Source organism: Hahella sp. KA22, assembly GCF_004135205.1.
Classification (GTDB): Bacteria; Pseudomonadota; Gammaproteobacteria; order Pseudomonadales; family Oleiphilaceae; genus Hahella.
Genome location: NZ_CP035490.1, coordinates 3023277 through 3049710, shown reverse-complemented (window position 1 = coordinate 3049710; position 26434 = coordinate 3023277). Strand labels below are relative to the sequence as shown.

Sequence of the window (26434 nt, the reverse complement as noted above, 5' to 3'; positions counted from 1 at the left end):
AGTCTATTGAATTGACCGCTGAATGGGTAGTCATGCGACTGCATAGTCGTAGCGCAGCTGAATGGACAGTAGCGCGACAGACGCTGGCATAGCGGCCAGCGTCATGCACAAAAGGCGCTGCCGACGGTCAGTCGTCGTTGTGCAGGTCCAGGGGCGCTTGCGCCATCATCAATTCCTGGTCACGCTTGGACTTGCTGCTGTCGTTACGGATAGCTTCCAGTCGCTGAAGATACTCGTCGTTCACATCGCCGGTCACATAGTCGCCATCGAAGACGGAGCAATCGAATTTTTCTATGTTTGGATTGCCTTCCAGCGCGCATGACACCAGGTCCTCCAGATCCTGATACACCAGCCAGTCAGCGCCGATCAGCTCCTGCACTTCTTCCGGCGTACGGCCGTGTGCGATCAGCTCGTTGGCGGAAGGCATGTCGATGCCGTATACGTTGGGATAGCGCACCGCGGGGGCCGCAGAGGCGAAGTATACTTTCCTGGCGCCGGCGTCCCGCGCCATTTGCACGATCTCGCGACAGGTGGTGCCGCGTACGATGGAGTCATCCACCAGCAGCACATTTTTGCCGCGGAATTCCAGCGCAATCGGATTCAGCTTTTGACGTACGGACTTCTTACGCTGGTTTTGTCCCGGCATGATAAAGGTGCGGCCAATGTAGCGGTTCTTGATAAAGCCTTCCCGGTATTTCACTCCCAGGCTCAACGCCATTTGCATGGCGGAGGTGCGACTGGTGTCTGGAATCGGCATCACCACATCGATATCGTGATCAGGACGCAGGCGATGAATCTTCTCCGCCAGATGATCTCCCATGCGTAAACGCGCCTTGTAGACGGAGATGCCGTCCATGATGGAGTCAGGTCTCGCGAAGTACACGTACTCGAAAATACAGGGGTTCAGTTTCGGGTTCTCCGCGCACTGTTGCGTGTGCAGACTGCCATCGGTCTCAATATAAACTGCTTCGCCCGGAGCAATGTCGCGTTGCAGTTCGAAGCCCAGCGCGCTGAGCGCTACGCTTTCTGACGCGATCATGTACTCAGGCCCTTTCGCTGTTTCCCGCTTGCCGAAGCAGGCGGGACGAATTCCGTTAGGGTCACGGAACGCAACGATGCCATAACCGGTAATCATGGCGATGACGGCGTAGGCGCCTTTCACGCGCTTATGCACAGCTTTAACCGCCGCAAACACGTCGTCTTTTTCCGGCACCAGTTTGCCCAGCTTCTGCAGCTCGTGAGCGAAGATATTCAGAAGCACTTCGGAGTCGGAACTGGTGTTGACGTGACGCAGGTCGGTGCGAAAGATATCGCGAGCCAACTCTTCCGCATTGGTGAGATTGCCGTTATGAGCAAGCGTTATGCCGTAAGGAGAGTTCACATAGAAAGGCTGGGCTTCCGCAGAACTTGAAGAGCCCGCTGTGGGGTAGCGAACATGACCAATGCCCACACTGCCGACCAGACGCATCATATGGCGAGTGCGGAACACGTCGCGCACAAGACCGTTGTCCTTTCTCAGGAAAAAACGGTCGTCCTGGAAGGTAACGATTCCCGCGGCGTCCTGGCCACGATGTTGTAACACGGTGAGTGCGTCGTAAAGGTCCTGATTAACATTCGCTTTACCCACAATACCAACAATACCGCACATGTATGGTTACCTCGTCTTTGAATCTCGCGCAAAAATTTAAGCGGTTTATGTAAGCATAGACGCTATGGGGTCGCCGAAGACCGACCGCGACCAAGCTTCCAATTTTTCAAAATGGGGAATTAACGTCGATTCCGACCACCAGGGGTCCTGTACGACGGGAGTCAGTCGCAACAGCGCCACGACAACGACAACCAACACCACGCCCCGGATCATTCCAAACGCCATGCCCAGGGTACGATCGGTACCGGACAGGCCTGTGGACTTCACCAATGCGGTAATCAAATGGTTCAGTAACGCGCCGATGATGAGCGTCACGATGAAAAGTATGACAAAGGCTGCGATCAGCCTGACGGAAGGTACGGAGATAAGCCCTTCCAGCAGCGTGGCCAAATGCACATAAAACATGCGCGCCACTATAAATGCGAGAACCCAGGTAACCAGAGAAAGCGCCTCTTTGACGAAGCCTCTGACCAGGCTGACTACCGTGGATAAACCAATAATTCCAATAATGACCCAATCGGCCCAAATCATCATAGCATCCTGGAAATAGCGTAATTAGCCCCCGTATTTCGGGGGCGCATCATTCTAGCAAAAAGGAGGGGGCAGAAAAACTAATGCTTTGTCGCGGCGGGCTATTGCCCTGGGCGGTATTGCACGACGAGGGAGTTGACTTTGTAGCGCTTGTCCACCTGAGACTTGAGCTTGTCCGCCTGACTGCGCTCCATTACCGGCCCGGCGAAGACCCGGACCAGGTTTTCGCCTTCTGAACTGCGATATTCCTGAGTAAATGCAGGATGACCATCGTCATGCAGCTCATTACGAATTTTCAAGGCGCTGTCGCGATTCTTGAACGTACCGATTTGAATTGACCATGCAGCAGGAGACTTGTCTTTATCCAGACTGTAATCTTTAGGCGCATCTTTGGTCTCGTTCTTGGCGCTGGCTGATGGAGTCGCTACAGCTACCGTCGTCGCCGGTTTTTCCTCCCCCTTCACCACAGGTTTGGGATCAGGCTTGGGCTGCTGCGGTTCAGGTTTAGGCTCCGGCTTCGCCTCCACAACCTTTTGCGGAGCTGGTTCTGGCGTTGTTACGGCCGGTTTGGATTCACTCATGTTGTGCATTTCCGCCATGGCCGCTTCTTGCGCTATCTCCTCAGCGGAGCCAGAAATCCGGGAAGTTTCGTCCGCGACCGCGTCGCCCGTTTGTGCATTAGCCGGCTGCGAAGGCGTTGCCGCGTTGGCGTCGCCTGCGCTCAGTTGCGGCGCTTTTGCTTCTTCGATAGTGAAATTGGGCGTTTCCGGCTTGTCAGGAATGATAATGATCTGGGATGTCTTTTCCTGCTGGGCGTTATCGAACAACATGGGCAGAAATATGACCGCCAGGGACACCAGCACAATAGCGCCGACAATACGCTGCTTTAATCCATCCATAGAAAAACCCTGTGACTGTATATAGAAATCATGATGGAAAAAACCAAATGGATTAAAAGATCGTGGAGACGATCCGCTTAGCGACCGTCTCCCTCATCGGCTCCCATCATACCGTTTTGAAAAATTTCCGCCACGGTGAAAAAAGAACCGAAGGCGACGATGCGCCCGTCCGCCCCCACCTCAGATGTCGCCTGAGCCAGACACTCCGACAGGGAATCACAGGTTTGCAGCGGTGCGGGTTGATTCTGCTGGACCAGTTCCGCCAGCTGCGCCAACGGCATGGCCCGATCCACATTGAGAGGAAAGACAAACCAGCGGTCGAATACGCCGGTGAGTTCTTTGACTATGCCCGCCACGTCTTTGTCTTTCAGCGCTGAAAATACCGCTACCTGGGGCTTCTTCACCGGCAATCCAGCCAGCCATTGCTTGAGATAGCGCGCCGCATGGGGGTTGTGGCCCACATCAGCGTACATTTCTGGATTACGCCGCAACAACTGAAACCGTCCTTGAACTTTGACGCCAGCAATTGCAGCAACGATCTGTGCTTCAGACAGAGAAAAGTTAAGCAGCATGGCGGCTTGTATCGCAGCCGCCATATTAGCCATAGGCAGGCCATTATCGCTCAGCCCATCAATGACCATCTCAGTATGCTTGCGGCGACCGCGCCATTGCAGGGCTTGTGATGCATCGCCAGAGCGTTCGAAAGTAAAATCCTGGCGCCAGATGGAGGTTGCGCACCCCAGTTTCCCAGCCACATCCACCACGCTCGTGGGCGGCGCCTCTTCGGCGATGACCAGAGGAATGCCCGGCCTGAGAATACCCGCCTTTTCGCGGCCGATATCTTCGCGTGAATCGCCCAACCATTCCTGATGGTCCAGATCCACGCTGGTGATCACCGCCAGATCAGGATCAACAATGTTAACCGCATCCAGGCGCCCGCCCAGACCCACTTCCAGCAGAACCACGTCCAGCCTGGCCTGCTGAAACAAATAGAACCCCACCAGCGTGGTGAACTCGAAATAGGTCAACGCCGTTTGACCGCGGGCTGTTTCTACGGCGGCGAAGGCCGCTTCAAGCGCCTCATCGCTGACATCAACGCCATTAATGCGCACACGCTCGTTAAAACGCAGAATGTGAGGCGATGTGTAAGCGCCCACCGTTTTGCCCGCAGCGAGAGCAAGCGCCTCCACCGCCGCCAGCGTAGAGCCTTTACCGTTGGTTCCCGCGAGGGTGACCACAGTTTTCGCCAGTCTGGCGTTGCGGCAAAGTCGGCGGAATACGTCATTGACGCGATCCAGTCCCATTTCTATGACCTGAGTATGCAGTTGCGATACATAGTCAAGCCAGTCAGACAGTCTTCGAGGTTCCATATTCCTATCTACGCTTTGAGATCCGATATCAGGCTATGACCGGCTTACTCCAGATTCTCTGGCGGTTCCGGTATTTCCATTTCCTCATCTTCGAGATCTTCTTCGTCTTCAAATTCAGGCTCTGGCAGCTTCATCATTTTGGAGATGAGCATCGATAGTCTGCGACGCAATTGATTACGCGCAAGAATCATATCCAGCGCGCCATGCTCCAGCAGAAATTCGCTGCGCTGGAAGCCTTCAGGCAGTTTTTCACGCACGGTCTGCTCAATAACACGAGGACCAGCAAAACCAATCAGCGCATTGGGCTCCGCCACATTCAGGTCGCCCAGCATGGCGAGGCTGGCGGATACGCCGCCGAACACAGGGTCGGTCATCACAGAGATGTAAGGAAGGCCGCGCTGCTTCATTACTTCCAGCGCCGCAGCGGTTTTCGCCATCTGCATCAGGGAGATCAACGCTTCTTGCATACGCGCGCCGCCACTGGCGGAGAAGCAGATCAGTGCGCGATTCTCTTCCAGACAGACATTTACGGCGCGAACAAACTTCTCGCCCACCACCGCGCCCATGGAGCCGCCCAAGAAGTTGAATTCAAACGCCACCACCGCAACCGGCACGCCGGCGACAGTTCCCTTGAAGGCCACCAGGGCGTCTTTTTCACCCGTCGCTTTCTGATTGCTGACCAGACGGTCTTTATAGCGTTTGGTGTCTTTGAACTTCAGACGATCCGCCGGCTCCAGCTCAGGAGCAAGCTCCACTCTGTCGGCGCCGTCCAGGAAAATGTCGATACGTCTCCGCGCGGATATGCGCATGTGGTGCTGACATTTGGGGCACACATCCAGGTTTTTTTCCAGCTCAGGGCGATAGAGTACGGCGCTGCACTTAGGGCACTTTTTCCACAAGCCTTCGGGAACGTTACTCTTGTGCTTGGACTGAGCTCCCCCCATTCCCGGAATAATCTTTTCTAACCAGTTACTCATATTAAACCCTACTCACTTGTTTATTCGTCCATCGCGGCGCGCATGGAGCTAAGCAGCTCTTTTACTTTGGCGCGCATCTGCTCAGGATTTTCAGCATTAGTCGCTATTGTATTCACAAGTGCGCTACCGACAATTACACCATCGGATACTGCCGACACTGCTTTCGCCGTGGCCGCGTCTTTGATGCCGAAACCAACGCCGACAGGCATATCGGTCAGAGACTTGATGGCGCTGACATGTTTTTCCACATCGTCGACATCCAGGGCATTGGAGCCAGTCACCCCTTTCAGCGACACATAGTACAGATATCCACTGCCGAACTTCGCGGCGGCGGCGATACGATCTTCCGTAGTGGTGGGCGCGATAAGGAAGATAACATCCAGTCCCGCCCTTTTCAGGTGCGGCGCCGCCATGTCCGCTTCTTCAGGCGGCAAGTCTACGAGCAACACGCCATCCACGCCCGCCGCCCTGGCTGCGTCGGTAAATTGATGCACGCCCATGGCTTCCACGGGATTCAAATATCCCATCAACACCACAGGGGTCTCTGTATTGGTCTTGCGGAACTCTTCCACCATGCCCAACACCATTTTCAGGGAAGTTCCATGCTCCAGCGCGCGCTCACAAGCTAACTGAATCACAGGACCGTCCGCCATGGGGTCGGAAAATGGCACGCCCAATTCAATAATGTCAGCGCCCGATTCAACCAGGGCGTGCATGATATCTACAGTGTGTTGCGGCGCGGGGTCGCCCGCGGTCACATAGGGAATCAACGCGGTTTTGTTGTTCGCCTTCAACGTCTCCAGGCATTGCTTAATTCGACTCATGTCACACCCTTTTTAAATTTCGATTCCGTCAAGCTTGGCCACAGTATGGATGTCTTTATCGCCGCGTCCGGACAGGTTGACGATGATGATCTGATCTTTATCCATGGTCTTGGCCAGCTTCATGGCGTACGCCACCGCATGACTGGACTCCAGCGCCGGCATGATGCCCTCCACCCGAGTCAGAGTATGAAAGGCGCGCAATGCTTCTTCGTCTGTCGCAGACACATAGTCCGCGCGCTTGATGTCTTTGAGCCAGGCATGCTCAGGACCAACGCCCGGATAGTCGAGACCCGCTGAAATAGAATGCGTTGCGGAGATTTGGCCGTTTTCGTCTTCCATCAAATAGGTGCGGTTGCCATGCAATACGCCTGGACGACCCGCACAAAGCGGCGCGGCATGCTGACCGGTCTCCAATCCAAGTCCGCCGGCTTCCACGCCGTACATTTTGATCTGCTCATCTGCGATAAAGGGGTAAAACAGACCAATGGCGTTGGAGCCGCCGCCTACGCAGGCCACCAGCGCATCTGGAAGCCGCCCTTCTTTTTCCATGCACTGCAGGCGCGCTTCACGACCAATAATGGACTGGAATTCTCGCACCAGCTTGGGATACGGGTGCGGACCCGCCACCGTGCCGATGATGTAGAAGGTGTCGTCAACATAGGTCACCCAATCCCGCAGGGCTTCGTTCATCGCATCCTTGAGGGTTTTGGCGCCGCTGGTGACGGGACGCACTTCAGCGCCTAAAAGCTTCATGCGGTAGACATTCAAAGACTGTCTATGCACATCTTCTTCGCCCATATAGACCACGCACTTCAACCCCAGACGGGCGGCGACGGTCGCCGTGGCGACGCCGTGCTGGCCTGCGCCGGTTTCCGCGATGATGCGCGGCTTGCCGAGGTATTTCGCCAGCAACGCCTGACCAATGGTGTTGTTCACCTTATGAGCGCCGGTGTGATTAAGGTCTTCCCGCTTCAGATAAATCTTGGCGCCGCCAACCTGTTTGGTCAGACGCTCCGCAAAATACAAAGGAGAAGGACGCCCCACGTAATCAGCCAGATCCGCGTCGAACTCTTCCTGAAACTTGGGGTCGATACGCAGTTTTTCGTAATGCTGCTCCAGCTCCAACAGCGAAGACATGAGCGTCTCGGATACGAATCGGCCGCCGTAATGGCCGAAGTGGCCGCGATGGTCCGGAATATTGGCCAGCGTTTCAGCGTCAAACCTCGTACTCACGATATACCTCACCTATAAATTCCTGGATTAATTCAATGCTCTTCACGCCCTTGCTTGCTTCGACGCCACCGCTGACATCAACGGCGTAGGGCCTGACAGTGCGAATGGCTTCCGCCACATTGGTCGGATTCAGGCCGCCGGCGAGAATCACCGGCTTGCCCAGTTCATGACGAATACGAGACCAGTCGAACACTCTACCGGTGCCGCCGCGTAATTGCGGGTCATGGGTGTCAAACAATAAGGCCGCCGCATCTGGATATTTGGCCGCCTCCGCAACGACGTCCGTCTCATCGCCCACGCCAATGGCTTTGTAGAAAGGGCGGGAAAAGCTGCGGCAAAAATCGTTGTCTTCGTCGCCATGAAACTGCAACACATCAAGAGGGACGACATTCAAAATCTCCCTCACCTGCTCCGCACTATGATTAACGAAGAGGCCAACAGTAGTAATGAAGGGAGGCAGCTTGGCGAGAATACGGCTGGCCGCGGCGGGATCAATGTATCGGGGACTGGGCGGATAAAAAACAAATCCAATGGCGTCGCCGCCGGCGTCGGAGACCGCCAGCGCATGCTCCAGCTCAAGGATGCCGCAGATTTTGCAGCGAACGCGCTTGTTGCGGGCATTCATTTTATCTCTTCCTTTTTTATGCTGTTTTTCGTTTTTCCGGAAAAGTTCAAGTCAGCGATTCGGCGGCGCATAACAGGCTTGGGATTATAGCGAGTTAAAGCGGCTTCGGGAAATCGAGGAAATCAGACGCCGAGAAAAAACGGCCCCTTCCGTAATGAAGGAATCGTAAACTCTTCCGGATAGGTGACAGATGTCAGGTACAACCCAAAGGGCGGCGCCGTCACTCCGGCTTTTGAGCGCTTTTTGGAAGCAAGAACGTCCGCCACCCAGTCCGACGGCTTCTTGCCGGTTCCCACCGCCATCAAGGTGCCTGAAATGTTGCGCACCATGTGATGTAGAAACGCGTTCGCTTCCACTTCTATCACCACCATATCGCCAACCTTGCTCACTTCAAGGCGGGTCAGATTGCGAAAAGGCGTCTTGGATTGACAGTCGGAACCGCGGAATGCGCTGAAGTCATTCTCCCCAATGAGATGCGCGCCGGCGGCGGCCATGCTTTCCACATCCAGAGGGCGGTAGTTCCAGGTAACGTTGCTATTGAGCCACGCGGGGCGAATCGGATGGTTATAGATAATGTAGCGATAACTGCGTGAGGTCGCAGTGTAACGGGCATGAAAATCTTCAGACACCGCGCCCGCCCAGCTCACAGACACATCCGCCGGCAGAAAGTGATTGACGCCCATCGCCCAGGAATATGGACTGCGCTGCGCCCTCGTCTCGAAGTGAACCACCTGGTTCACCGCATGAACGCCGGCGTCGGTGCGACCAGCGCACACGACACTAACGGGATGATCTGCGACTTTTGATAAAGCGGCCTCTACTTCCGCCTGCACGGAGGGTACGCCAGAGTTCTGCGCCTGCCAGCCGTGATAACGGGAGCCGTCATAGCCCAACACCAGCGCAACGCGCCCGGTATCCGGCAAGAGATCGTTGGAAAGTGGGTACAATGACTGGTTCGAACTGGTTGGATTCATAAGCCGCCCTCAATACATGAGGGCAGCATTATTGAAAAGTAGCGGAATTATGCAAGTCTCTTCAGCAAGGAAGCGGCTTCCTGCTTCTGGTCGTTGTTGCCTTCTTCGACAACCTCTTCGAGGATATCGCGAGCCCCTTCACGGTCGCCCATGTCGATGTAGGCTCTGGCCAGATCCAGTTTAGTTGCAGCTTCGTCAGTGTCGGACAGGAAGTTGAAGTCCTCTTCCAGCTCTTCCACAAACTCGTCCTGCATGCCTTCTTTGGCAGCGGGTTTCGATTCCGCCGCTACGCTTGGCGCAGGCTCTTGCGGTTGCACGATGGTTTTGTCGCCAAAGTCATCATCCAGATTAAAGTCGAGATCCGTATCCAATTCCGCAGCGACGTCCGCTTTCGGCTCTTCGTCGAAGGAAGCGCTCAAGTCCGGCAGTTCGTCTTCCAGATCATCAACCTGTTGCACGAATTCTTCCGCCACATCACTGGATAGCTCTGCGCCGGTGAAGTCTTTACTTTCTGCAGGCTGTTCGTCGAGAGACAAGTCCAGATCGCTGTCATCCAGATCCAGAGAGGGCTCTTCCTCTTCCAGATTCATATCCAGATCAAGGGTTTCGTCCAGCTCGTCGCTTTCAGCGGGCGCATCCATATCCAGCAGCTCGTCGCTGAGATCGCTCTCCAGATCCAGCGTTTCCAGATCATCATCCAAGCCAACGGTATCCAGCTCAAAGTCTGACTCCAGTTCTTCAGCGTCCGCCAGTTCAAAACCGTCTTCCTCAAGGGATGCCAGAGAGTCATCCGCCACCTCGAAAGAGTCCTCCAGGGATTCCTCTTCAACAGGCGCTTTGCTGGAAACGTAATCTATGCCCTTGTCATAACCGGAAGAGGATTTCGCTTCCTCTACTTCTTCTTTATCGGTTTCGCCCAAATCGATTTCGCTCAGGTCAAAGTCGATATCCAGGTTATCTTCGGATTCCTCAACTGGCTCCAGCTCTTCAGGTTCGCTCAGTGCGGTAGGCTGGTTGGGAACCGTCGCATCCAGGTTGGCGTCCAGATCCAAATCCAATTCGTCTTCATCCGCTGTTGAAGAGGCGAAATCATCGCCGCCCAGCAACTGACTTTCCAGATCGTCCAAGGACAAACCTGGCTCGTCATCCAGGTCGGAGAAACGAGATTTGATTTCATCCGCGCGGTTCACGACGCCAGTGTTGCCAGCTTCGCGCAGATGATTATAAGTCTCATTGAAGCGCGCGCCTTCTTTGGCTTCACCCAGCACTTCCAACAATTTCAGACGATATTCCTGATTGTTGGGGTTTTCTTCCAGTGCAGAGTCAAGCACTTGCACGGCCTGATCGAAACGCTGATACGCGATATACACGTCAGCTTCCGCAATGGGATCATCGCCGCCAACTTTGGTTTCGCCTTCGCCTTCTTCCGCGTCAATATCCAAGTCCAGCGCCAGATTATCGTGGTCTGCGATATCCAGAGCGTCGTCATCCGCTTCCGCTTCTTTTTTACCGCCGCGACGGGCCAGCAACCAAAGAATCAGTAGCAACAAGACCGCGCCGCCGCCGATAGCGGCCTGGTAAATCACGTTGTTCTTGATGATGTCGATCCAGCTTTCCGGCTCAGGCTGTGGAGTCGGTTCGGTAACCGCAGGCGTTGGCGGCTTTTTGTCTACGGCGACAGGAGGCTGCTCAGGTTCTGTCGGCGTGACGGGTGCAACAGGCTCCGGCGTCTCAGGCGTATTCATGCCAGTTTGATCTTCTGGCGTCTCCATGCCGGGAGACATTGGCGTCCCCTCACCCATTGTGGAAGGCTCATCGCCCAAGCCCATAGAGGGCTCGCTTGGCGTCATGGGCTCTTCACCTGGGGTCATGCCTTCATCGCCAGGCATAACAGGCTCTTCGGGAAGCGTCGGGGCAGTGGTATCGCCACCGGCTTCGCCTGCTTTCGATTGCATGGCCGCCAGTTGGTCATCTTTCAGCGACACCAGACGCTGCATTGTCTCCAACTGACTCTGCAGGTCTTCCATCCGGCTCTTCAAGTCTTCGTTCTCGCGAGAGACCTGATCCAGTTTCTCCTGCGCCAGACTCAGCTCTTCCGCAGTCTTCGAAGTCCCGCCGCGAGAGCCTTTGGAATCACCCGCCTTTTCTGGCGTCGTGGAAGCATTCTCGCCGGTTTTGGAGACGATAATTCTCAACTTGTCTTCGTCGGTTTGCGACGCTGCGGAGCCAGTCTGACTGCGACCGGTTCCTGACGCATCCACTTGACGGGTAGATGGCGCGCGCCCTTCCGCAAACTCGCGGTTTTGCAAACTGACCTGACGCACGGCGTCACGGTTGCTGCGCTGCTGAGCCTGCTCTTTGTCGGGAATACGCAATACCTGACCAGATTTCAGCTTATTGATGTTGCCGTCGAAGAACGCATCCGGGTTCAAATCCTGAATCGCCAGCATCATCTGCTGGGGAGACACGCTGCTGTCCGGACGGGTTTTCAGCGCAATCTCCCACAAGGTGTCATCACCGCCTGTCGGTCCATAAGAGCCAGAAGTAGAAGGCGCATCGTAGGTGGACGAAGAGGAAGGAGCGGTTGTTCTGGTTGTGGTCGTTGAAGTGGAAGGACGCGTTGTCGTAGCAGGCGCACTGGCGGTGGTGGTTCTGGCCGGCGCAACCTGCGCGGGCTTCACGCTCTCGCTGCTAAACGTAGGCGGATCGATCAGCAGCGCATACTCTCGCAACAGTCTTCCACTGGGCCAGGTCACTTCCATCAGGAAATTCAGATAAGGTTCGCGCACCGGCTTGGAGCTGGTCACTCGAACAAAGGCCTTGCCGTCTTTAAATAAAACTTTGAAGCGCAAATCCGAAAGGAAATACACCCGGTCCAGGTTGGCGCGCTGGAACGCTTCCCGGGAGGCCAGATTCGTCAAAATTTCGCTCTCGGTGAGATCACGAACGCTGACCAGCTCGATTTCCGCATTCAGCGGTTGATTGAGCGATGAATAAACTTTTGCTTCGCCTAACCCTAGCGCCTTAGCCACCCCCGATGAAAGCGCGGACATTGTTAATACTGCAATCGCGAGTTTGCGAACCATAGCGTCTTTCCTTTCTATTAATTCTTCACCTCATCAGGTGGCGCGCCGATGCTTCCGGCGCCGCCCGAGGTTATCTGACGGCGTCAAATGTCGTTAAAAATCTCAGTTGAATGAGAATGTTTAGAATAAACTTTCAATATTGCTACTAAGTATTAATTAGGTCCTGCATTTTTACAAGAAATTAGGCCTATTCAAAACGGCCAAACGGATGATTTTTGATACAAGCCCGCCTGGTTGATCAATTTGCAGGCAGATCAATCACTTCCCCAACTCCGGAAACGGATAATGAATCACAAACGCTTGCGCTAAAAAGCCGTATCGGCCACTACACACTTAAATTTAGTCCAGAGATGGAAATGAGCAACAAAGGCGGAGGTAGTTATTCGGAAACTGATAACTCCGTCCGAGTCAGGCGGGATTACCGCTCAAGCGAATCGGAATAAGCCTTTCACTTGAACGGTATTGTAACGACGAATGCAAATTTTTCCAGATTTAACGGCGCCGATTGCGTCAAAAAACCGGCGCCGTCGCAAAACACTGAGATCAGATATTGCCCAGCAAAATCGCCAGCGTACGACGTAAGGGCTCGGCGGCGCCCCATAACAACTGGTCGCCGACAGTGAATGCGCCCAGATACTCTGGCCCCATGCTCAGCTTGCGCAAACGGCCAACCGGAATATCCAGTCCACCGTTCACTCGCGCCGGCGTCAGCTCACGCATGGAAATGTCGCGATCGTTGGGAATCACTTTCGCCCAGTCGTTGGACGTGGCCAGCATCTGCTCGATTTCCGGCAGAGGGACATCCTTACGCAGTTTGATCGTCATCGCCTGGCTATGGCAGCGCATGGCGCCGATACGTACGCAGAGTCCATCGATAGGAATCGGAGAGTCCTCTCTTCCCAGAATTTTGTTGGCCTCCGCCTGCGCCTTCCACTCTTCCTTGCTCTGGCCGGAAGGCATGGGCTTGTCGATCCAGGGAATCAGACTGCCGGCCAACGGCACGCCAAACTGATCCACAGGGAATTCGCCGCCGCGCATTCTTTCCGCCACCAGACGATCGATTTCCAGAATTGAGCTGGCGGGGTCCGCCAATTCAGCAGAAACGCTGTCGTAAACGGAGCCCATCTGCTTGATCAGTTCGCGCATGTTCTGCGCGCCTGCGCCAGAAGCCGCCTGATAGGTCATGGGGCTGACCCACTCAACCAGATCCCGCTCGAACAAACCGCCCAGGGCCAGCAACATCAAGCTGACGGTGCAATTACCGCCGATGAAATCTTTGCGTCCCTGATCGATGGCGCGGTCAATAACTTTACGGTTAACCGGATCCAATACGATGACCGCATCGTCTTTCATACGCAGCGCGGAAGCGGCGTCGATCCAGTAGCCATTCCAGCCAGCGGCGCGCAATTGTGGATACACGTCATTGGTGTAATCCCCGCCCTGGCAGGAAATAATAATATCCATTTCACTCAGGTCTTGAATGGAGGTGGCGTCTTTCAACGCTGGGGCTGGTTTGCCAAAGTCAGGCGCCGCCTGACCAACCTGGGATGTGGTGAAGAATATCGGATCGATGTGCGCGAAATCGTTCTCTTCTTGCATGCGCTGCATCAAAACGGAGCCTACCATGCCCCGCCATCCTACCAGACCCACTTTCTTCATTTGCTTCAAGACCTCTATGTGTTCTGTGAATTAAGCTGACTGACTGAAACAGCCGCCGCACAAGGCGACTGTTCGCAGAATTTGATTACGTTGGGAAACGGCGGGTCAGCGATCCGCCAGGACCCTCGCCACGGCTTCGCCCATTGCCTGAGTTGAAACGGACTCTCCGCTGGAGCCGGCGATGTCGCGGGTTCTTAACCCCTGGTCCAGCACGTCGCTGACCGCTTGCTCAATCGCCGCCGCCGCGTCTTCCGCAGCGAGAGAATAGCGTAGCATCATAGCTGCTGAAAGAATAGTCGCCAGGGGGTTGGCCATATTCTGTCCGGCGATATCCGGCGCCGAGCCGTGACAAGGCTCATACATGCCTTTGCCCGCCGCATTGAGCGACGCGGATGGCAGCATGCCGATAGAGCCGGTCAGCATGGCGGCTTCGTCAGACAGGATGTCTCCAAACATGTTGCCGGTGACGATCACGTCAAACTGCTTCGGCGCGCGCACCAGCTGCATCGCCGCGTTGTCCACGTACATGTGGCTCAACTCCACATCTGGATACTCCTTCGCCAGCTCGTCCATCACTTCGCGCCAAAGCACAGTGACTTCCAGTACGTTAGCCTTGTCTACGGAACACAGACGCTTATTGCGCTTCTGCGCCGCTTCAAACGCCACGCGACCGATGCGACGAATTTCGCTCTCGCTATAAACGTAAGTGTTGTAGCCTTCGCGTTCGCCGTTTTCCAGCGTGCGGACGCCGCGTGGCTTACCAAAATAGATACCGCCAGTCAGCTCGCGTACGATCAGAATATCCAGACCAGCGACTACTTCCGGACGCAACGAGGACGCTTCCGCCAACTGTGGATACAAAATAGCGGGACGCAAATTCGCGAACAGCTCCAGTCCGCTGCGCAGACCGAGCAGCCCCTTCTCGGGACGGATCGCCATAACGAGCTTGTCCCATTTGGGGCCGCCCACCGCACCAAGCAGTATCGCATCCGCCGCCTTCGCAGCGGCCAGCGTCTCTTCAGGCAAGGGAACGCCAGTGGCGTCAATGGCCGCGCCGCCCACCAGACCTTCAGTAAAGGTCAGGCCCAGGGAAAACTTGTTGTTCACTACATCCAATACATTGCGCGCCTGCGCCACAATCTCTGGCCCAATACCGTCGCCAGGTAAAATCAGTACTTGTTTCGCCATGTTCAATCTCTGGAGTTTGTTTTGATGTCTTTCCGCAAGTAGGGACCGGACGTTGACTAGGATTGCACGCCTAAAAACATCCAAGGCGCCTCGGCCTTGCGGCGCGCCTCATATGCAGCAATCGCTTCTCTGTCTTCCAGAGTGACGCCGATTTCGTCCAGCCCTTTCAATAAACAGTGCTGCCTGAATTCATCCACCTCGAATGACAGTTCAGTCCCGTCTGGCTTGATGACTTTCTTACGCTCCAAATCCACGGTCAGCTGATAGCCTTCCTGAGCGAGAGTTTCCTCAAACAGCTTATCCACTTCTTTTTCATCTAAAACAATAGGCAACAAGCCATTTTTAAAACAGTTGTTGAAGAAGATATCCGCAAAGCTGGGCGCAATCACCGCGCGAAAACCATAGTCGTCCAGCGCCCAGGGCGCATGCTCGCGACTGGATCCGCAGCCGAAGTTACGTCGGGCCAGCATGATGCTCGCCCCTTGGTAACGGGGTTGATTCAGCACAAAGTCCGGGTTGAGGGGACGCTTGCTGCAATCTGCGTCAGGCTGCCCTTCATCCAGATAACGCAACTCATCAAACAGATTCGGACCGAAGCCGGAACGTTTAATGGACTTCAAAAACTGTTTCGGAATGATCATATCGGTGTCGACGTTGGCGCGATCAATAGGCGCTACCACGCCAGTAACCTGAGTAAATTTCTTCATGGGACCGCTCCTTAAATCAACTCTCTGACATCAACAAAGTGACCGAACACCGCCGCTGCAGCGGCCATAGCGGGACTGACCAGATGGGTTCGACCGCCGAAGCCCTGACGGCCTTCGAAATTACGGTTGGAGGTGGACGCGCAGTGCTCGCCCTGCCCCAACTTATCCGCATTCATGGCCAGACACATGGAGCATCCGGGTTCGCGCCATTCGAGGCCTGCTTCGATAAAGATCTTATCCAGGCCTTCCTGCTCCGCCTGTTCCTTCACCAGTCCAGAGCCTGGCACCACCAACGCCTGTTTAACATTGGCGGCGACCTTGCGGCCTTTGACGACTGCAGCGGCTTCGCGCAGGTCTTCAATTCGCGAGTTGGTGCAGGAGCCGATGAAGACGCGATCCAGTTTGATTTCGGTAATCGCAGCGCCAGCTTGCAAGCCCATATATTTTAATGCGCGACTGATGCCCTCTTTGGCGGTGGCGTCTTCCGCCTTTTCCGGATCAGGAACGCTGCTGTTGACGCCAGCTACCATTTCGGGAGAGGTGCCCCAGGTCACTTGCGGCTCAATGTCGGCGCCGTTCAACTCAACGACTTTATCGAATACGGCGTCGGAGTCGCTTTTCAAGTCGCGCCATGCTGCAACGGCTTTGTCCCACAAATCGCCTTTGGGGCTGTAGGGGCGACCCTTCACATATTCGATGGTCTTGTCATCCACCGCCACCAGTCCAGCGCGAGCGCCGGCTTCAATGGCCATGTTGCAGATGGTCATGCGTCCTTCCATCGACAGGCTTTCTATCGCCTCGCCCGCAAACTCCATGGCGTAGCCAGTGCCGCCGGCCGTGCCGATCTCACCAATGATCGCCAAAATTACGTCTTTTGCGGTGACGCCGCGAGACAACTGACCATTCACCTTGATCAGCAGGTTTTTCATTTTCTTTTGCACCAGGCACTGGGTGGCCAGCACATGCTCCACTTCCGAGGTGCCGATGCCATGGGCCAGGGCGGCGAAAGCGCCGTGGGTCGAGGTGTGAGAGTCGCCGCAGACGATTGTCATGCCTGGCAGGGTCGCGCCCTGCTCCGGCCCTATCACATGCACGATGCCCTGACGCTTATCCAGCATTTTGAATTCAACAATGCCGAACTCTTCGCAGTTTTCGTCCAGCGTCTGCACCTGAATGCGTGAAATGGGGTCTTCGATACCCTGCACGCCAGCGCTGCGTTCCGTGGTGGGCACGTTGTGATCCGGCGTCGCCAGATTGGCGTCCACACGCCAGGGCTTTCTGCCCGCCAGACGCAGTCCTTCAAACGCCTGGGGCGAGGTAACTTCGTGCAGTAATTGACGATCGATATAGATAAGCGCGCTGCCGTCGTCGCGCTGCTTCACTACATGGGAATCCCATAATTTGTCGTAGAGGGTTTTGCCCGCCATGATAGTTACCTCAGAGTATTCATCGCTTCTTGAATTTGTTATCCGGACTCTGTTGCGTCTTGATCCGCGTCCGGGTCGCCACTTCCACCCTTATCCATTAATAACGACGTGATGGGGCGACATGTATCGGCAATGCTAGTATTCAGGTTAGAATAAATCCAATTCATATTTTTCATATTTTCCATAACCAAACGGAATAGCATGGATTTACTCGATCTGAAGACCTTCATGGCTATCGCAGATACGGGCTCATTCTCTCAAGCCGCGGAATTGCTGCATGTCACTCAGCCTGCGGTATCAAAGCGTCTGGCTAATCTGGAGCAGCATTTCGCCACGCCATTGATTGAGCGTCTGCCACGCAAGGCGGTATTGACCGACGCCGGCAAGTTGTTACGCCAGCGCGCCGCGACGATACTGCGCGAAGTCGACAACACGCAGGCGGAAATCCTCAATCTTCACAGCAGCGTCACTGGCGTTTTGCATCTGGCCACCAGCCATCACATCGGCCTGCACAGATTGCCAAAGGAAATCAGGCGCTTTTCCCGCGCTCATCCAGAAGCGGAATTCGATCTGCAATTTTTGGCGTCAGAGGATGCGGAGCAGGCTTTGCTGGCGGGATCGGTGCAATTGGCGCTGGTCACGCTTCCTGAGCAGGTAAAAGCGCCCTTCACCGCCCATGAGCTTTGGCTGGATCGTTTGGTTTTCGTGGCGGAGCCGGATCACCCTCTCACTCACCACACCGACTTACAACTGTCTGATCTGACGGAGTATCGCGCGTTACTGCCAGCGCCGCATACCGTGACGTTTCAGTTAATTTCGTCGCTTTTCGCGGGACAGTCTTTACCGCTGGCGACTTCCATGCCCACCAATTATCTGGAGACAATCAAGATGATGGTGTCAGTGGGACTGGGCTGGGGCGTACTGCCGGACTCCATGCTCGACGACAGCGTCGCCGAGCTGGCGCTGGAGACGAATCTCTATCGCAAGCTCGGCGTCATTTACGACTCCCGCCGCACCCTGAGCAGGGTCGCGGAAGCTTTTCTCCTGCAGCTCCGGGGAGAAGCGCCGTCAGCAGCGCCTTAATGTCCGATTACATCGGCGATGCGCTGCTTCACGTAAGTGCCTGGGGCGTCTTCGATCACACCCAGTTCGCGGTCTCCCGGAACCCGGGCCGCTACTTTTTCTCCGGTGAAAGGCTGTATCCACTCGCTCCAATGGGGCCACCAGGAGCCTTTGTGTTTCTCCGCCATGGCGAACCAGTCATCCGGGTCGTCGGGTAGCTGGTCGCCGGTCCAAAAGCCGTATTTCTCCGCACTCGGGGGATTCACCACGCCAGCGATATGCCCGGAACCGGACAAGACGAACTGCGTGGGACCAGAGTGCGCGCGGGCGCCGCCGTAGGTGGACTTCCACTTGGCGATATGGTCCTGAATGGTGGAGAGGAAAAAGGCCGGCGTTTTGATCTTGCGCAGGTCAATGGGAGTATTCATCAGGGAAATTCCACCCGGCTCCATCAACTTGTTCTCCAGGTACATATTGCGCAGATAGTAGCTGTGCATGGCCGCCGGCAAGTTCGTGCTGTCGGAGTTCCAGTAGAGCAAGTCAAATGCCGCCGGTTTTTCCCCCTTCAGATAATTATTGACGAAGAAAGACCAGAACAGATCGTTCTCCCGCAGCATGTTGAAACTGAAGGCCATGGCGCGACCGTCATAATAGCCGGCTTTGTCCAGCTGCTTTTCAATGCCGCTGATCGCGTGCTTGTTGATGAATACGCCAATGCCGCCCGGGTCAGTGAAGTCCAGCAAGGTGGTCAGATAAGTCGCCGACTTGATGCGCCTGGTCTGCTTCTTCGCCGCCAGATACGCCAACGTACAACCGAGCAAGGTGCCGCCAACACAATAACCAATGGCGTTCATCTCCTTCTCGCCCGTGGCTTTTTCCACCGCATCCATGGCGGCCAGAGCGCCCTCCACCATATAGCTCTCAAACGTCTTGTCCCGCAGAGCCGGGCCCGGATTAACCCAGGACACCACGAATACAGTGTGCCCCTGATCCACAATCCACTTGATCAGCGAGTTTTTCTCTTTGAGATCCAGAATGTAGTACTTGTTGATCCAGGGCGGAATAATCAGCAGCGGCGTCTTATACACCTGCTCTGTGGTGGGGGTGTACTGAATCAGCTGCATCAAATCATTCTGATAAACCACCTTGCCAGGCGTGGTGGCGACGTTGCGCCCCACCTCAAAGGCGGAGAAGTCCGTCATGGAGATATTGAGCAGATTGGGGTTCTTCTTATAGTCCTCCCAAAAGTTCTTCATGCCCTCCAATAAATTACCACCGCCGCTGGATAGTGTTTTCCGCAGCACTTCGGGATTGGTGAGAAAGAAGTTGGTCGGCGCCAGCGCATTGACCAGCTGACGGGTGTAGAACATGAACTGATCGTGTGTGTGATTGCCGGAATCCTCCAGCGTATCCACCAGATCCAACACCGCCTTGGAGTTCAACAGATAGGCTTGTTTGAGGTAATCGAAGAGAACGTTATCGTTCCACTCTGGATCACTAAAACGGCGATCGCCGTCTTCAGGCATGGCGACCGGGTCCGGCTTTTTGCCAAGAAGACGTTTCAGACTGCCGCCCAACAGGGACACATGTCCTTTCGCCAGCTCAAATTCCTTGCCGGCGAGACGCACCGGATGCAGCGCCAGTTGCTCGGCGATGTCCCTGTAGGAACCGAGCATATCCATCAGAGCCGACACTTGGGCGTCATTGACGTCCCAGTTCTTATTTAAAAAATCCTGCAGAGAGTTTCTGTAATTTTCCGAGGAAGTATTAACCGCGTGAAAAACCCTGCGCAGCGCTCTACCGGCCACGCTTCCCTTGTCGTCACTCATTATTTCCATTTCCCCCTGGCCAAAATGACTTAAGGAGTCGGCCGGAATCCAACAACTCCGGGCGCGGACCGGCCAGACTCATGAAAAAACGCCTGCGGGACAGGCGTTTATCTTGGAAAGTCTATGATTTGCTGTCAGGCGCCGGTTTTACCGGCTGGCTTATCAGCGCCGTTGCGTGAGGTGGCGAGAATTTTCTCAACTTCGTCTTTGAACTCAATGCCCATGTCGCCCAGCACTTTCATGTCTTCAACCCACTTCTTGCTGATTTCGCTGGCGAGTTCCGCCTGGCCGGCGGCGAAGTTTTTCAGAGACTCTACATCCTTGATGTCTGCGATATCCTTCCATTGCTTCATGGTCAAGTCTGCGTAGGACTTGGCCGCATCCATCTGGAACTCAGCTACTCTTTCCAGGTTGGACACAACCAGAGAGCCGATTTTCCCAACCGGTTCATACATGTGTTTTGCTTGGTCAGCAAAGTTCCCGAAGTATGATTGCATAGTAATCACCCAAATATTCCTGATTGGTTTGAACGTAACTACCCTGTCCCGGCGACAACAAACTCCCTGCTGGGCAGAAGTATTTTATTGCCATATCTGAAACTTCACAGCAAAAAATTGCGCTCTATTCCAGGGCGACTGCTTACAGCCGTTAGCCCAGTGTAGAGCGGCGACCTGTCAGCGCCGTTGATGCAAGTCAAAGCTCACGGCTAATCGCGAGCCCGTCTCAACGCCATTCCGTCAGGCTGACAAAAATAGTAGAAACATCCTCCCGCCCCCTGCAATACGACTATCCGCCAGCCGGCAACGTATCGGAGACGACTGGCGGCAACCTAGGCGTCACTTCAGAGCAAGGCCAGCCCAGGCTGCGCAACGCAGCGGAAGGTCAGTCCCATAACGCACCAAGATTACGGCGTTTAAGTATCAAAATTATTGCAGAAAGAAGGCAGACGCCTGCGGCGGCGAGAAAGGTAAAGGTCGCCCCCAGGGGATCATAAATCGCGCCACTGACATTGGCGCCAATCGCTCCGCCAACGCCAAAACTGACGGCGCTGTACATGGCCTGCCCCTGCCCTGCATATTCTTTAGGGAAAGCGCGGTGGACAAACTCAATCGCAGCGGCGTGCAGCCCGCCAAAACTGGCCGCGTGCAGCGCCTGAGTCAACACCAGCACCCACCAGTGCTCCGCCAGCAACGCCACGCCTGACCAGCGTAGCGCCGTCAGCAACAGGCAGCTGACCACGATGACATACAGCGAATAGCGACCCAGCAGGCGATGCATGGCGGAAAACAACAGTATTTCCGCCACCACGCCCACGCTCCAGAACAGGCCAATCATGGTCATGTCGTAGCCCAGCGATTTCAGATAAATGCTGAAGAAGGTGTAAAACGGGCCGAAAGAAATCTGACCAAGGCAGGCGATAAAGAAAAACAACAGGATCGAGCGATTCTTCAATAAGCCCAAAAAGCCGGTAAACCCTGCTGACTCCACCTTGCCGGTATCGCCGCGAATAATGCAGGCGCTGAGGAAAATACCCACCAAAAGCGCCAGCAACAGCCAAGGCAACAACGCCATGGAATACAGATTGAACAGAGCGCCGAAGCTGGTGACGGATACAACAAAACCAATAGAGCCCCACAGACGCACAGAGCTGTAACGCGCCCTCTCGTCGCCCAGATTATGCAGCGTGACCACCTCAAACTGCGGCAGCACCGCATTCCAGAAACAACTGAACAAAGTCATCAGCAGCGCATGCCACCAGAACCCCTGAATGATCAGCAACCCGGCGAAAAAGAAGGTGGCGCAGGCGCTGCCCATACGGATCATTAAGAGCCGTTTGCCAGTGGCGTCCGCAATCCAGCCCCACAGGTTAGGCGCCAGAATACGGGTCAGCATAAGGATGGACATGAGCTGCCCAACCTCCAGCGCATCGAAACCGACATGCTCCAAATAAACCGGGAAATAAGGCGAGATGCCGCCCACCAGGGCGAAATAGAAGAAGTAGAAGCCCGCGAGCTTCCATATGGGCTCTCTGGTCACGAGATATCCGTTTGTCAGGTTACAACTGATGACAAGACGCAGCCTCTGCAATGAGAAGCCGCGCCAATACTTTCAACCTAAGGCGTCATCCTTTCATCAAGGCTGACCGGGGCGCACAGGCCCCGACTTTCTGGAAGCAATCAGGCGCTGAGACATTTGCGGGTCCTGACTTCCCAGCAGGAACAAATGCGCCACGGGCCTTGCCTGTATCTGGATATCGACGACAGCGCGTCGCTTAGTCTTGCGCCTTCGCCCGCGCAATGGCGGCGATATCAGGCGTATCCACTTTAACATCCGCGTTCTGACCGCGATGACGCAGCAAGTGATCCATCAACACCATCGCCATCATGGCTTCCGCAATCGGCGTGGCGCGAATGCCCACACAGGGATCGTGACGCCCGGTGGTGATCACCTCTACAGGATCGCCATTCACATCAATGGACTGACCCGGCAAACGCAGACTGGAGGTCGGCTTGAGCGCCATATGAGCGATGACATCCTGGCCGCTGGAGATGCCGCCTAACACGCCGCCTGCGTTGTTGCTCAGAAAGCCTTCCGGCGTCATCTCATCGCGATGCTCCGTGCCTTTCTGCTCAACCACATCAAAACCGGCTCCTATCTCCACGCCCTTCACCGCATTGATGCTCATTAGAGCATGCGCCAGATCCGCATCCAGACGATCGAATATCGGTTCTCCCAAACCGGGAGGAACGCCTTCAGCGACCACGGTGATTTTAGCGCCGATGGAGTCGCCCTCTTTGCGTAAGGCGTCCATGTACTTTTCCATTTCTGGAATCTTATCCGCATCCGGGCAAAAGAAAGGGTTGTCGTTAACGATCGACCAATCCACTTTCTCTACTTTGATCGGTCCCAGTTGAGACAGATATCCGCGAATGCGCACGCCATAAACGGTCTGCAAAAACTTCTTGGCGATAGCCCCGGCGGCCACCCGCATGGCGGTCTCGCGAGCGGAGCTGCGGCCGCCGCCGCGATAGTCGCGCACGCCGTACTTGTGCCAGTAGGCGTAATCCGCATGCGCCGGACGGAACTGGTCTTTGATGTTGGAATAGTCTTTGGATTTCTGGTCAGTATTTTCGATTAGCAGACCAATCGGCGTACCTGTGGTTTTACCCTCGAATACGCCAGATAGAATCCGCACCTGGTCCGGCTCTCTACGCTGCGTCGTGTGCCGGGAGGTTCCCGGTTTGCGGCGATCCAGGTCAACCTGCAGATCTTCTTCCGTCAGCGGCAATCCTGGAGGGCAACCGTCAACGATACAGCCCAGCGCCGGGCCGTGACTTTCGCCGAAGGTCGTGACCGTGAATAACTTGCCAAATGTATTTCCAGACATAGGGGTATATCACTTTTTGCAATGTGAAACTTAATCGACGGCCGTCGCCTATAACAGTTCGCGACAGCCGAGCAAATCGTCTTTAGTCATGACGAAGACTCCGTCTCCGCCTTTTTCGAATTCAGGGAAGATGAACATGATCTCCGGATAGGAGTTCTGCAGTGCTTCCATACTGTTGCCGACTTCACACACCATGAACCCGCCATCGCTTAAAAAGTCCGCCGCACGGGCAAGAATAGTACGCGCAGCGTCCAGACCGTCTGCTCCAGAGGCCAGTCCCAGCTCAGGCTCGTGCAGATATTCCGGCGGCAGGCTGTCCATATCCGGCTTGTCGACATAGGGCGGGTTGGTGAGGATCACATCGAATTCGCCATGCAGTGCGTCGAACATGTCTGACTCAACTACTTTACAGCGATCCCCCAGGTGATGCCGGGCCACGTTTTTACGCGCCACTTCCAGAGCCAGCGGGGAGATGTCCGCCAGTACGACTTCCGCTTCAGGGAATACGTGCGCCGCCGCGATGCCAATACAGCCGCTGCCACAGCACAAATCCAGAATTCGTAACGGAGGTTGTTCAAGCCAGGGTTGCAGTTCATTTTCCAGCAGCTCCGCAATGGGAGAGCGCGGGATCAGGACGTCCTGAGTGATATGAAACGGCAATCCCATAAACCAGGCCTCGCCCAGAATATAGGGAGTGGGAATCCGTTGCAGCACGCGCTTACCGACCGCTTCAGCCAAGGCCAGCTTTTCGTGGTCTACAAGTCGGGCGTCCAGCATGTTGGCGTCCACATCCCAGGGAAGGTGCAACGAACCTAACACCAGGTGCACCGCCTCATCCCAGGCGTTGTCCGTACCATGGCCATAAAACAGTTCTTCCTGATTAAAACGGGACCAGGCATAACGAATAAAATCACGAATTGTCTGCAACTGCAGAAAAGACTCTGGTTCGAACACAGCACACCTCAGAAAAAATGGAGCCCTATTATAGCGACGCTTGGCGGCTGCGCCTAACCGGATTCAACGCCATTACCCTCTAACTTGCCTTCTTTGGCGAGTTTGTCCAGGGTGCGTTCGGCGATTTCCCGGCCCAATTGAATTAATTCCGGAGCTTTATGGTACTCAAAGGTACGACATACGCCCTTGGGAATATTGATCAAAATATCCGGCGGATATCCCGCCAGTTTGTACTGCGTCAGCGAACTCTGCATCGCCTCGAAAGACAAGTTCATAATATCGAACTTACCCAGACTGAGCCGGGTCTCCATAGCGTCATCCGTCGACGCTTCATCTTCAGTACTCACCGCCTCTGCGCCGCCAGCGCTGTTCGGCGTCGGCTCGCCTATCGACGGTGCATCAGGGGGCGAAGCTTTAGCGTCAGAAAGCGCCTCTTCTTCCCGGTCAAAGAATTGCGAGGCTTTTTCCCACACGCCCGCGACCCATTCCTCGAATCGGCGATCCTGCTTGATCTCCGTTTTTTCATACAGCTTTTTCTCGGCCTGATAATCGTAATAGCTGAGATTCACCGCAATGATGTAGTCGGCGTGGGCGGATATGGTGGGAATGATCGGCAAGGGGTTCAAGAGACCGCCGTCCACAAGAACGCGATCTTTAATAATTTCCGGCGTCAGCAGGCTGGGAATAGCGACGGAGGCCCTGATGGCCTGATGCAGCGGCCCTTCTTGAAACCACACTTCTTTTTGGTGCAGCAGATCCGTGGCCACGGCGGTATAAGCGATTGGCAAATCCTCTATACGAATATCGCCAATCAACTCCCGCACCACGGAGAAGACTTTCTCTCCCCTAATGGCGCCGGGGGAGGACAGGGAAATATCCAGCAGGCGCAGCACGTCAAATTGATCCAGCCCGGTAGCCCAGTCTTTGAACTCTCTCAGCTTACCCGCCGCATAAATGCCGCCAACCAGCGCCCCCATTGAGCACCCGGATAGCGCAACAATGTTATAGCCGCGCTCCAGCAACACCTCAATCACGCCAACATGCGCATACCCGCGCGCGCCACCGCTCCCCAGCACCAACGCAACTGTTTTCGCCGCCATAGCCGATCATTCACTCCAAGTCTTGGTTATGCGTTCAAGGGGCCGCATCAACCGTGTGTATCTCCAGATAACTGGCGCTCTCCGCAAAATCCTCTTCATCCGCAAAGGGCCCTATCACAATCAGGCGAATTGAGCCGGAGGGAATCGCCTGCTGCGTCAAATAAACGCGAAACCTGCGGGCGAGATCGGCGGCGTGCTCATAATTTTCAACGTCCGTGCGCTTTGATGAGTGACTGTAAGAGGCGATAAATATTTGGAAGTCTGCAGGCTTCGCCCTCACTTTGCTCAGCCAGGCGCCCAGTTTGTCATTCAAAGAACTCGGTCGTTCCAAATCAGCTTCGTCAATAGTGATCTGCTCCCGCTTACGTGCTTGCAAAGCCACTTCAGGGCTGTTCAGCTCGACCAGCTCCACATGCGCGAACACTCGCTGATTGGCGCGGCGCACCGTATAAATCGCCACCGCATAAGCTGCGTCCTGCGCCTGAAAGGTGGCGGCAAGATACTGCTGATAATCATCCAGTCCATATAGATAAGAACGCTTGAAAATCACGTTCGCCCAATCATTGCTACGCCCACAATCACGCCCTTCGCAGCGATACAAAATGTTCGCGTTCAGTCGCTGCAGCGCTTTGAGATAATGCTGCATCACTTCCCTTGGTTCATGCACCTGGGGAATCTCATATGACTTCTGCGTCAGCTGACCGCTAACCCGCTCCTCTTTTTCTGGTCTCGCAACGCTGCCGAGGGACGCTAACGGACCTGTCGCCAAACGATACTCTGGCGCATTCACCGCACGATCGCCAACCACGTCCGCCAGCGGAAAAAGAGGCAACAAATCCTCCACACGACTTCCTGCGGCTGCGATCGCCATCTGACTAAACGCCGCCCACAGAACCAACAACAAGCGCAAACTGTCTTTTTTCTTCATTATTTATCCGTATCGTATGCGTCCA

22 protein-coding genes are annotated in these 26434 nt (G+C 55.1%); 1 reads left to right on the top strand and 21 read right to left on the bottom strand.

Annotation, left to right across the window (positions count from 1 at the left end; translation table 11 throughout):
• Window positions 1-127 precede the first annotated feature (127 nt).
• The 14 genes from purF to leuC all read right to left on the bottom strand — a co-directional run bounded on the left by purF (window position 128) and on the right by leuC (window position 17148).
• Window positions 128-1648 carry an amidophosphoribosyltransferase gene (purF, locus tag EUZ85_RS13665; protein ID WP_127969816.1) on the bottom strand — a complete coding sequence of 507 codons (1521 nt, stop codon included), beginning with the start codon at window positions 1646-1648 and terminating at the stop codon, window positions 128-130.
• A 45-nt stretch (window positions 1649-1693) separates the two neighbouring features.
• The gene (locus tag EUZ85_RS13660) at window positions 1694-2182 is read right to left on the bottom strand and encodes a CvpA family protein (protein WP_127969815.1); all 489 of its coding nucleotides are present in this window, start codon (window positions 2180-2182) and stop codon (window positions 1694-1696) included.
• Between the two features lie 98 nt (window positions 2183-2280).
• A complete protein-coding gene (locus EUZ85_RS31915; RefSeq protein ID WP_127969814.1) occupies window positions 2281-3078 on the bottom strand; it encodes an SPOR domain-containing protein in 798 nt (265 codons plus the stop codon).
• A gap of 77 nt (window positions 3079-3155) precedes the next feature.
• Entirely contained in the window at window positions 3156-4448 is a 1293-nt protein-coding gene (gene folC, locus EUZ85_RS13650) for a bifunctional tetrahydrofolate synthase/dihydrofolate synthase (protein WP_127969813.1), read from the bottom strand.
• A gap of 44 nt (window positions 4449-4492) precedes the next feature.
• A complete protein-coding gene (gene accD / locus EUZ85_RS13645; protein ID WP_127969812.1) occupies window positions 4493-5425 on the bottom strand; it encodes an acetyl-CoA carboxylase, carboxyltransferase subunit beta in 933 nt (310 codons plus the stop codon).
• A 20-nt stretch (window positions 5426-5445) separates the two neighbouring features.
• Complete coding sequence (gene trpA, locus EUZ85_RS13640; protein WP_127969811.1) at window positions 5446-6249, bottom strand: tryptophan synthase subunit alpha; 804 nt, start codon at window positions 6247-6249, stop codon at window positions 5446-5448.
• Window positions 6250-6261: 12 nt separating this feature from the next.
• Complete coding sequence (gene trpB / locus EUZ85_RS13635) at window positions 6262-7482, bottom strand: tryptophan synthase subunit beta (RefSeq protein WP_127969810.1); 1221 nt, start codon at window positions 7480-7482, stop codon at window positions 6262-6264.
• On the bottom strand, window positions 7466-8107 hold the full coding sequence (locus EUZ85_RS13630; protein ID WP_127969809.1) for a phosphoribosylanthranilate isomerase: 642 nt from the start codon (window positions 8105-8107) through the stop codon (window positions 7466-7468). Before EUZ85_RS13630 ends, trpB begins: the two co-directional genes overlap by 17 nt.
• 122 nt (window positions 8108-8229) lie before the next feature.
• The gene (truA, locus tag EUZ85_RS13625; RefSeq protein WP_206618051.1) at window positions 8230-9081 is read right to left on the bottom strand and encodes a tRNA pseudouridine(38-40) synthase TruA; all 852 of its coding nucleotides are present in this window, start codon (window positions 9079-9081) and stop codon (window positions 8230-8232) included.
• Between the two features lie 47 nt (window positions 9082-9128).
• On the bottom strand, window positions 9129-12167 hold the full coding sequence (locus tag EUZ85_RS13620) for a FimV/HubP family polar landmark protein (protein ID WP_127969808.1): 3039 nt from the start codon (window positions 12165-12167) through the stop codon (window positions 9129-9131).
• Between the two features lie 543 nt (window positions 12168-12710).
• Window positions 12711-13826 carry an aspartate-semialdehyde dehydrogenase gene (gene asd / locus EUZ85_RS13615; protein ID WP_127969807.1) on the bottom strand — a complete coding sequence of 372 codons (1116 nt, stop codon included), beginning with the start codon at window positions 13824-13826 and terminating at the stop codon, window positions 12711-12713.
• 105 nt (window positions 13827-13931) lie between these two features.
• Complete coding sequence (gene leuB / locus EUZ85_RS13610; protein WP_127969806.1) at window positions 13932-15014, bottom strand: 3-isopropylmalate dehydrogenase; 1083 nt, start codon at window positions 15012-15014, stop codon at window positions 13932-13934.
• A gap of 56 nt (window positions 15015-15070) precedes the next feature.
• Entirely contained in the window at window positions 15071-15721 is a 651-nt protein-coding gene (gene leuD / locus EUZ85_RS13605) for a 3-isopropylmalate dehydratase small subunit (RefSeq protein ID WP_127969805.1), read from the bottom strand.
• Window positions 15722-15732: 11 nt separating this feature from the next.
• Window positions 15733-17148 carry a 3-isopropylmalate dehydratase large subunit gene (leuC, locus tag EUZ85_RS13600; RefSeq protein WP_127969804.1) on the bottom strand — a complete coding sequence of 472 codons (1416 nt, stop codon included), beginning with the start codon at window positions 17146-17148 and terminating at the stop codon, window positions 15733-15735.
• Window positions 17149-17349: 201 nt separating this feature from the next.
• Here leuC and EUZ85_RS13595 point away from each other — a divergent pair, with 201 nt between their 5' ends.
• Window positions 17350-18231, top strand: a complete 882-nt coding sequence (locus EUZ85_RS13595) for a LysR family transcriptional regulator (RefSeq protein ID WP_127969803.1) — start codon at window positions 17350-17352, stop codon at window positions 18229-18231.
• Here the strand turns inward: EUZ85_RS13595 and phaC are convergent.
• The 7 genes from phaC to EUZ85_RS13560 form a co-directional block, all read right to left on the bottom strand.
• Complete coding sequence (gene phaC, locus EUZ85_RS13590) at window positions 18228-20039, bottom strand: class I poly(R)-hydroxyalkanoic acid synthase (protein WP_127969802.1); 1812 nt, start codon at window positions 20037-20039, stop codon at window positions 18228-18230. The genes EUZ85_RS13595 and phaC overlap by 4 nt on opposite strands.
• Before the next feature lie 134 nt (window positions 20040-20173).
• Window positions 20174-20536 carry a phasin family protein gene (locus EUZ85_RS13585; RefSeq protein WP_127969801.1) on the bottom strand — a complete coding sequence of 121 codons (363 nt, stop codon included), beginning with the start codon at window positions 20534-20536 and terminating at the stop codon, window positions 20174-20176.
• Between the two features lie 385 nt (window positions 20537-20921).
• Window positions 20922-22076, bottom strand: coding sequence for an MFS transporter (locus EUZ85_RS13580; protein ID WP_127969800.1), 1155 nt, complete (start codon window positions 22074-22076; stop codon window positions 20922-20924).
• 235 nt (window positions 22077-22311) lie between these two features.
• Entirely contained in the window at window positions 22312-23427 is a 1116-nt protein-coding gene (gene aroC / locus EUZ85_RS13575; RefSeq protein WP_127969799.1) for a chorismate synthase, read from the bottom strand.
• Window positions 23428-23475: 48 nt separating this feature from the next.
• Entirely contained in the window at window positions 23476-24381 is a 906-nt protein-coding gene (prmB, locus tag EUZ85_RS13570; RefSeq protein ID WP_127969798.1) for a 50S ribosomal protein L3 N(5)-glutamine methyltransferase, read from the bottom strand.
• 53 nt (window positions 24382-24434) lie between these two features.
• On the bottom strand, window positions 24435-25481 hold the full coding sequence (locus tag EUZ85_RS13565) for a patatin-like phospholipase family protein (protein WP_127969797.1): 1047 nt from the start codon (window positions 25479-25481) through the stop codon (window positions 24435-24437).
• Between the two features lie 34 nt (window positions 25482-25515).
• On the bottom strand, window positions 25516-26409 hold the full coding sequence (locus EUZ85_RS13560; RefSeq protein ID WP_127969796.1) for a DUF4892 domain-containing protein: 894 nt from the start codon (window positions 26407-26409) through the stop codon (window positions 25516-25518).
• Window positions 26410-26434 lie beyond the last annotated feature (25 nt).

Excerpts from the sequence above, each read along its gene's own strand:
- leuC (WP_127969804.1), bottom strand. The coding sequence starts at position 17,148 with ATGGCGGGCAAAACCCTCTACGACAAATTATGGGATTCCCATGTAGTG.
- phaC (WP_127969802.1), bottom strand. The coding sequence starts at position 20,039 with ATGAGTGACGACAAGGGAAGCGTGGCCGGTAGAGCGCTGCGCAGGGTT.
- accD (WP_127969812.1), bottom strand. The coding sequence starts at position 5,425 with ATGAGTAACTGGTTAGAAAAGATTATTCCGGGAATGGGGGGAGCTCAG.
- EUZ85_RS13620 (WP_127969808.1), bottom strand. The coding sequence starts at position 12,167 with ATGGTTCGCAAACTCGCGATTGCAGTATTAACAATGTCCGCGCTTTCA.
- leuD (WP_127969805.1), bottom strand. The coding sequence starts at position 15,721 with ATGAAGAAATTTACTCAGGTTACTGGCGTGGTAGCGCCTATTGATCGC.
- EUZ85_RS13560 (WP_127969796.1), bottom strand. The coding sequence starts at position 26,409 with ATGAAGAAAAAAGACAGTTTGCGCTTGTTGTTGGTTCTGTGGGCGGCG.
- purF (WP_127969816.1), bottom strand. The coding sequence starts at position 1,648 with ATGTGCGGTATTGTTGGTATTGTGGGTAAAGCGAATGTTAATCAGGAC.
- asd (WP_127969807.1), bottom strand. The coding sequence starts at position 13,826 with ATGAAGAAAGTGGGTCTGGTAGGATGGCGGGGCATGGTAGGCTCCGTT.
- EUZ85_RS13565 (WP_127969797.1), bottom strand. The coding sequence starts at position 25,481 with ATGGCGGCGAAAACAGTTGCGTTGGTGCTGGGGAGCGGTGGCGCGCGC.
- folC (WP_127969813.1), bottom strand. The coding sequence starts at position 4,448 with ATGGAACCTCGAAGACTGTCTGACTGGCTTGACTATGTATCGCAACTG.
- EUZ85_RS13660 (WP_127969815.1), bottom strand. The coding sequence starts at position 2,182 with ATGATGATTTGGGCCGATTGGGTCATTATTGGAATTATTGGTTTATCC.
- EUZ85_RS13585 (WP_127969801.1), bottom strand. The coding sequence starts at position 20,536 with ATGCAATCATACTTCGGGAACTTTGCTGACCAAGCAAAACACATGTAT.
- leuB (WP_127969806.1), bottom strand. The coding sequence starts at position 15,014 with ATGGCGAAACAAGTACTGATTTTACCTGGCGACGGTATTGGGCCAGAG.
- truA (WP_206618051.1), bottom strand. The coding sequence starts at position 9,081 with ATGAATCCAACCAGTTCGAACCAGTCATTGTACCCACTTTCCAACGAT.
- EUZ85_RS13630 (WP_127969809.1), bottom strand. The coding sequence starts at position 8,107 with ATGAATGCCCGCAACAAGCGCGTTCGCTGCAAAATCTGCGGCATCCTT.
- EUZ85_RS13595 (WP_127969803.1), top strand. The coding sequence starts at position 17,350 with ATGGATTTACTCGATCTGAAGACCTTCATGGCTATCGCAGATACGGGC.
- aroC (WP_127969799.1), bottom strand. The coding sequence starts at position 23,427 with ATGTCTGGAAATACATTTGGCAAGTTATTCACGGTCACGACCTTCGGC.
- trpA (WP_127969811.1), bottom strand. The coding sequence starts at position 6,249 with ATGAGTCGAATTAAGCAATGCCTGGAGACGTTGAAGGCGAACAACAAA.
- EUZ85_RS31915 (WP_127969814.1), bottom strand. The coding sequence starts at position 3,078 with ATGGATGGATTAAAGCAGCGTATTGTCGGCGCTATTGTGCTGGTGTCC.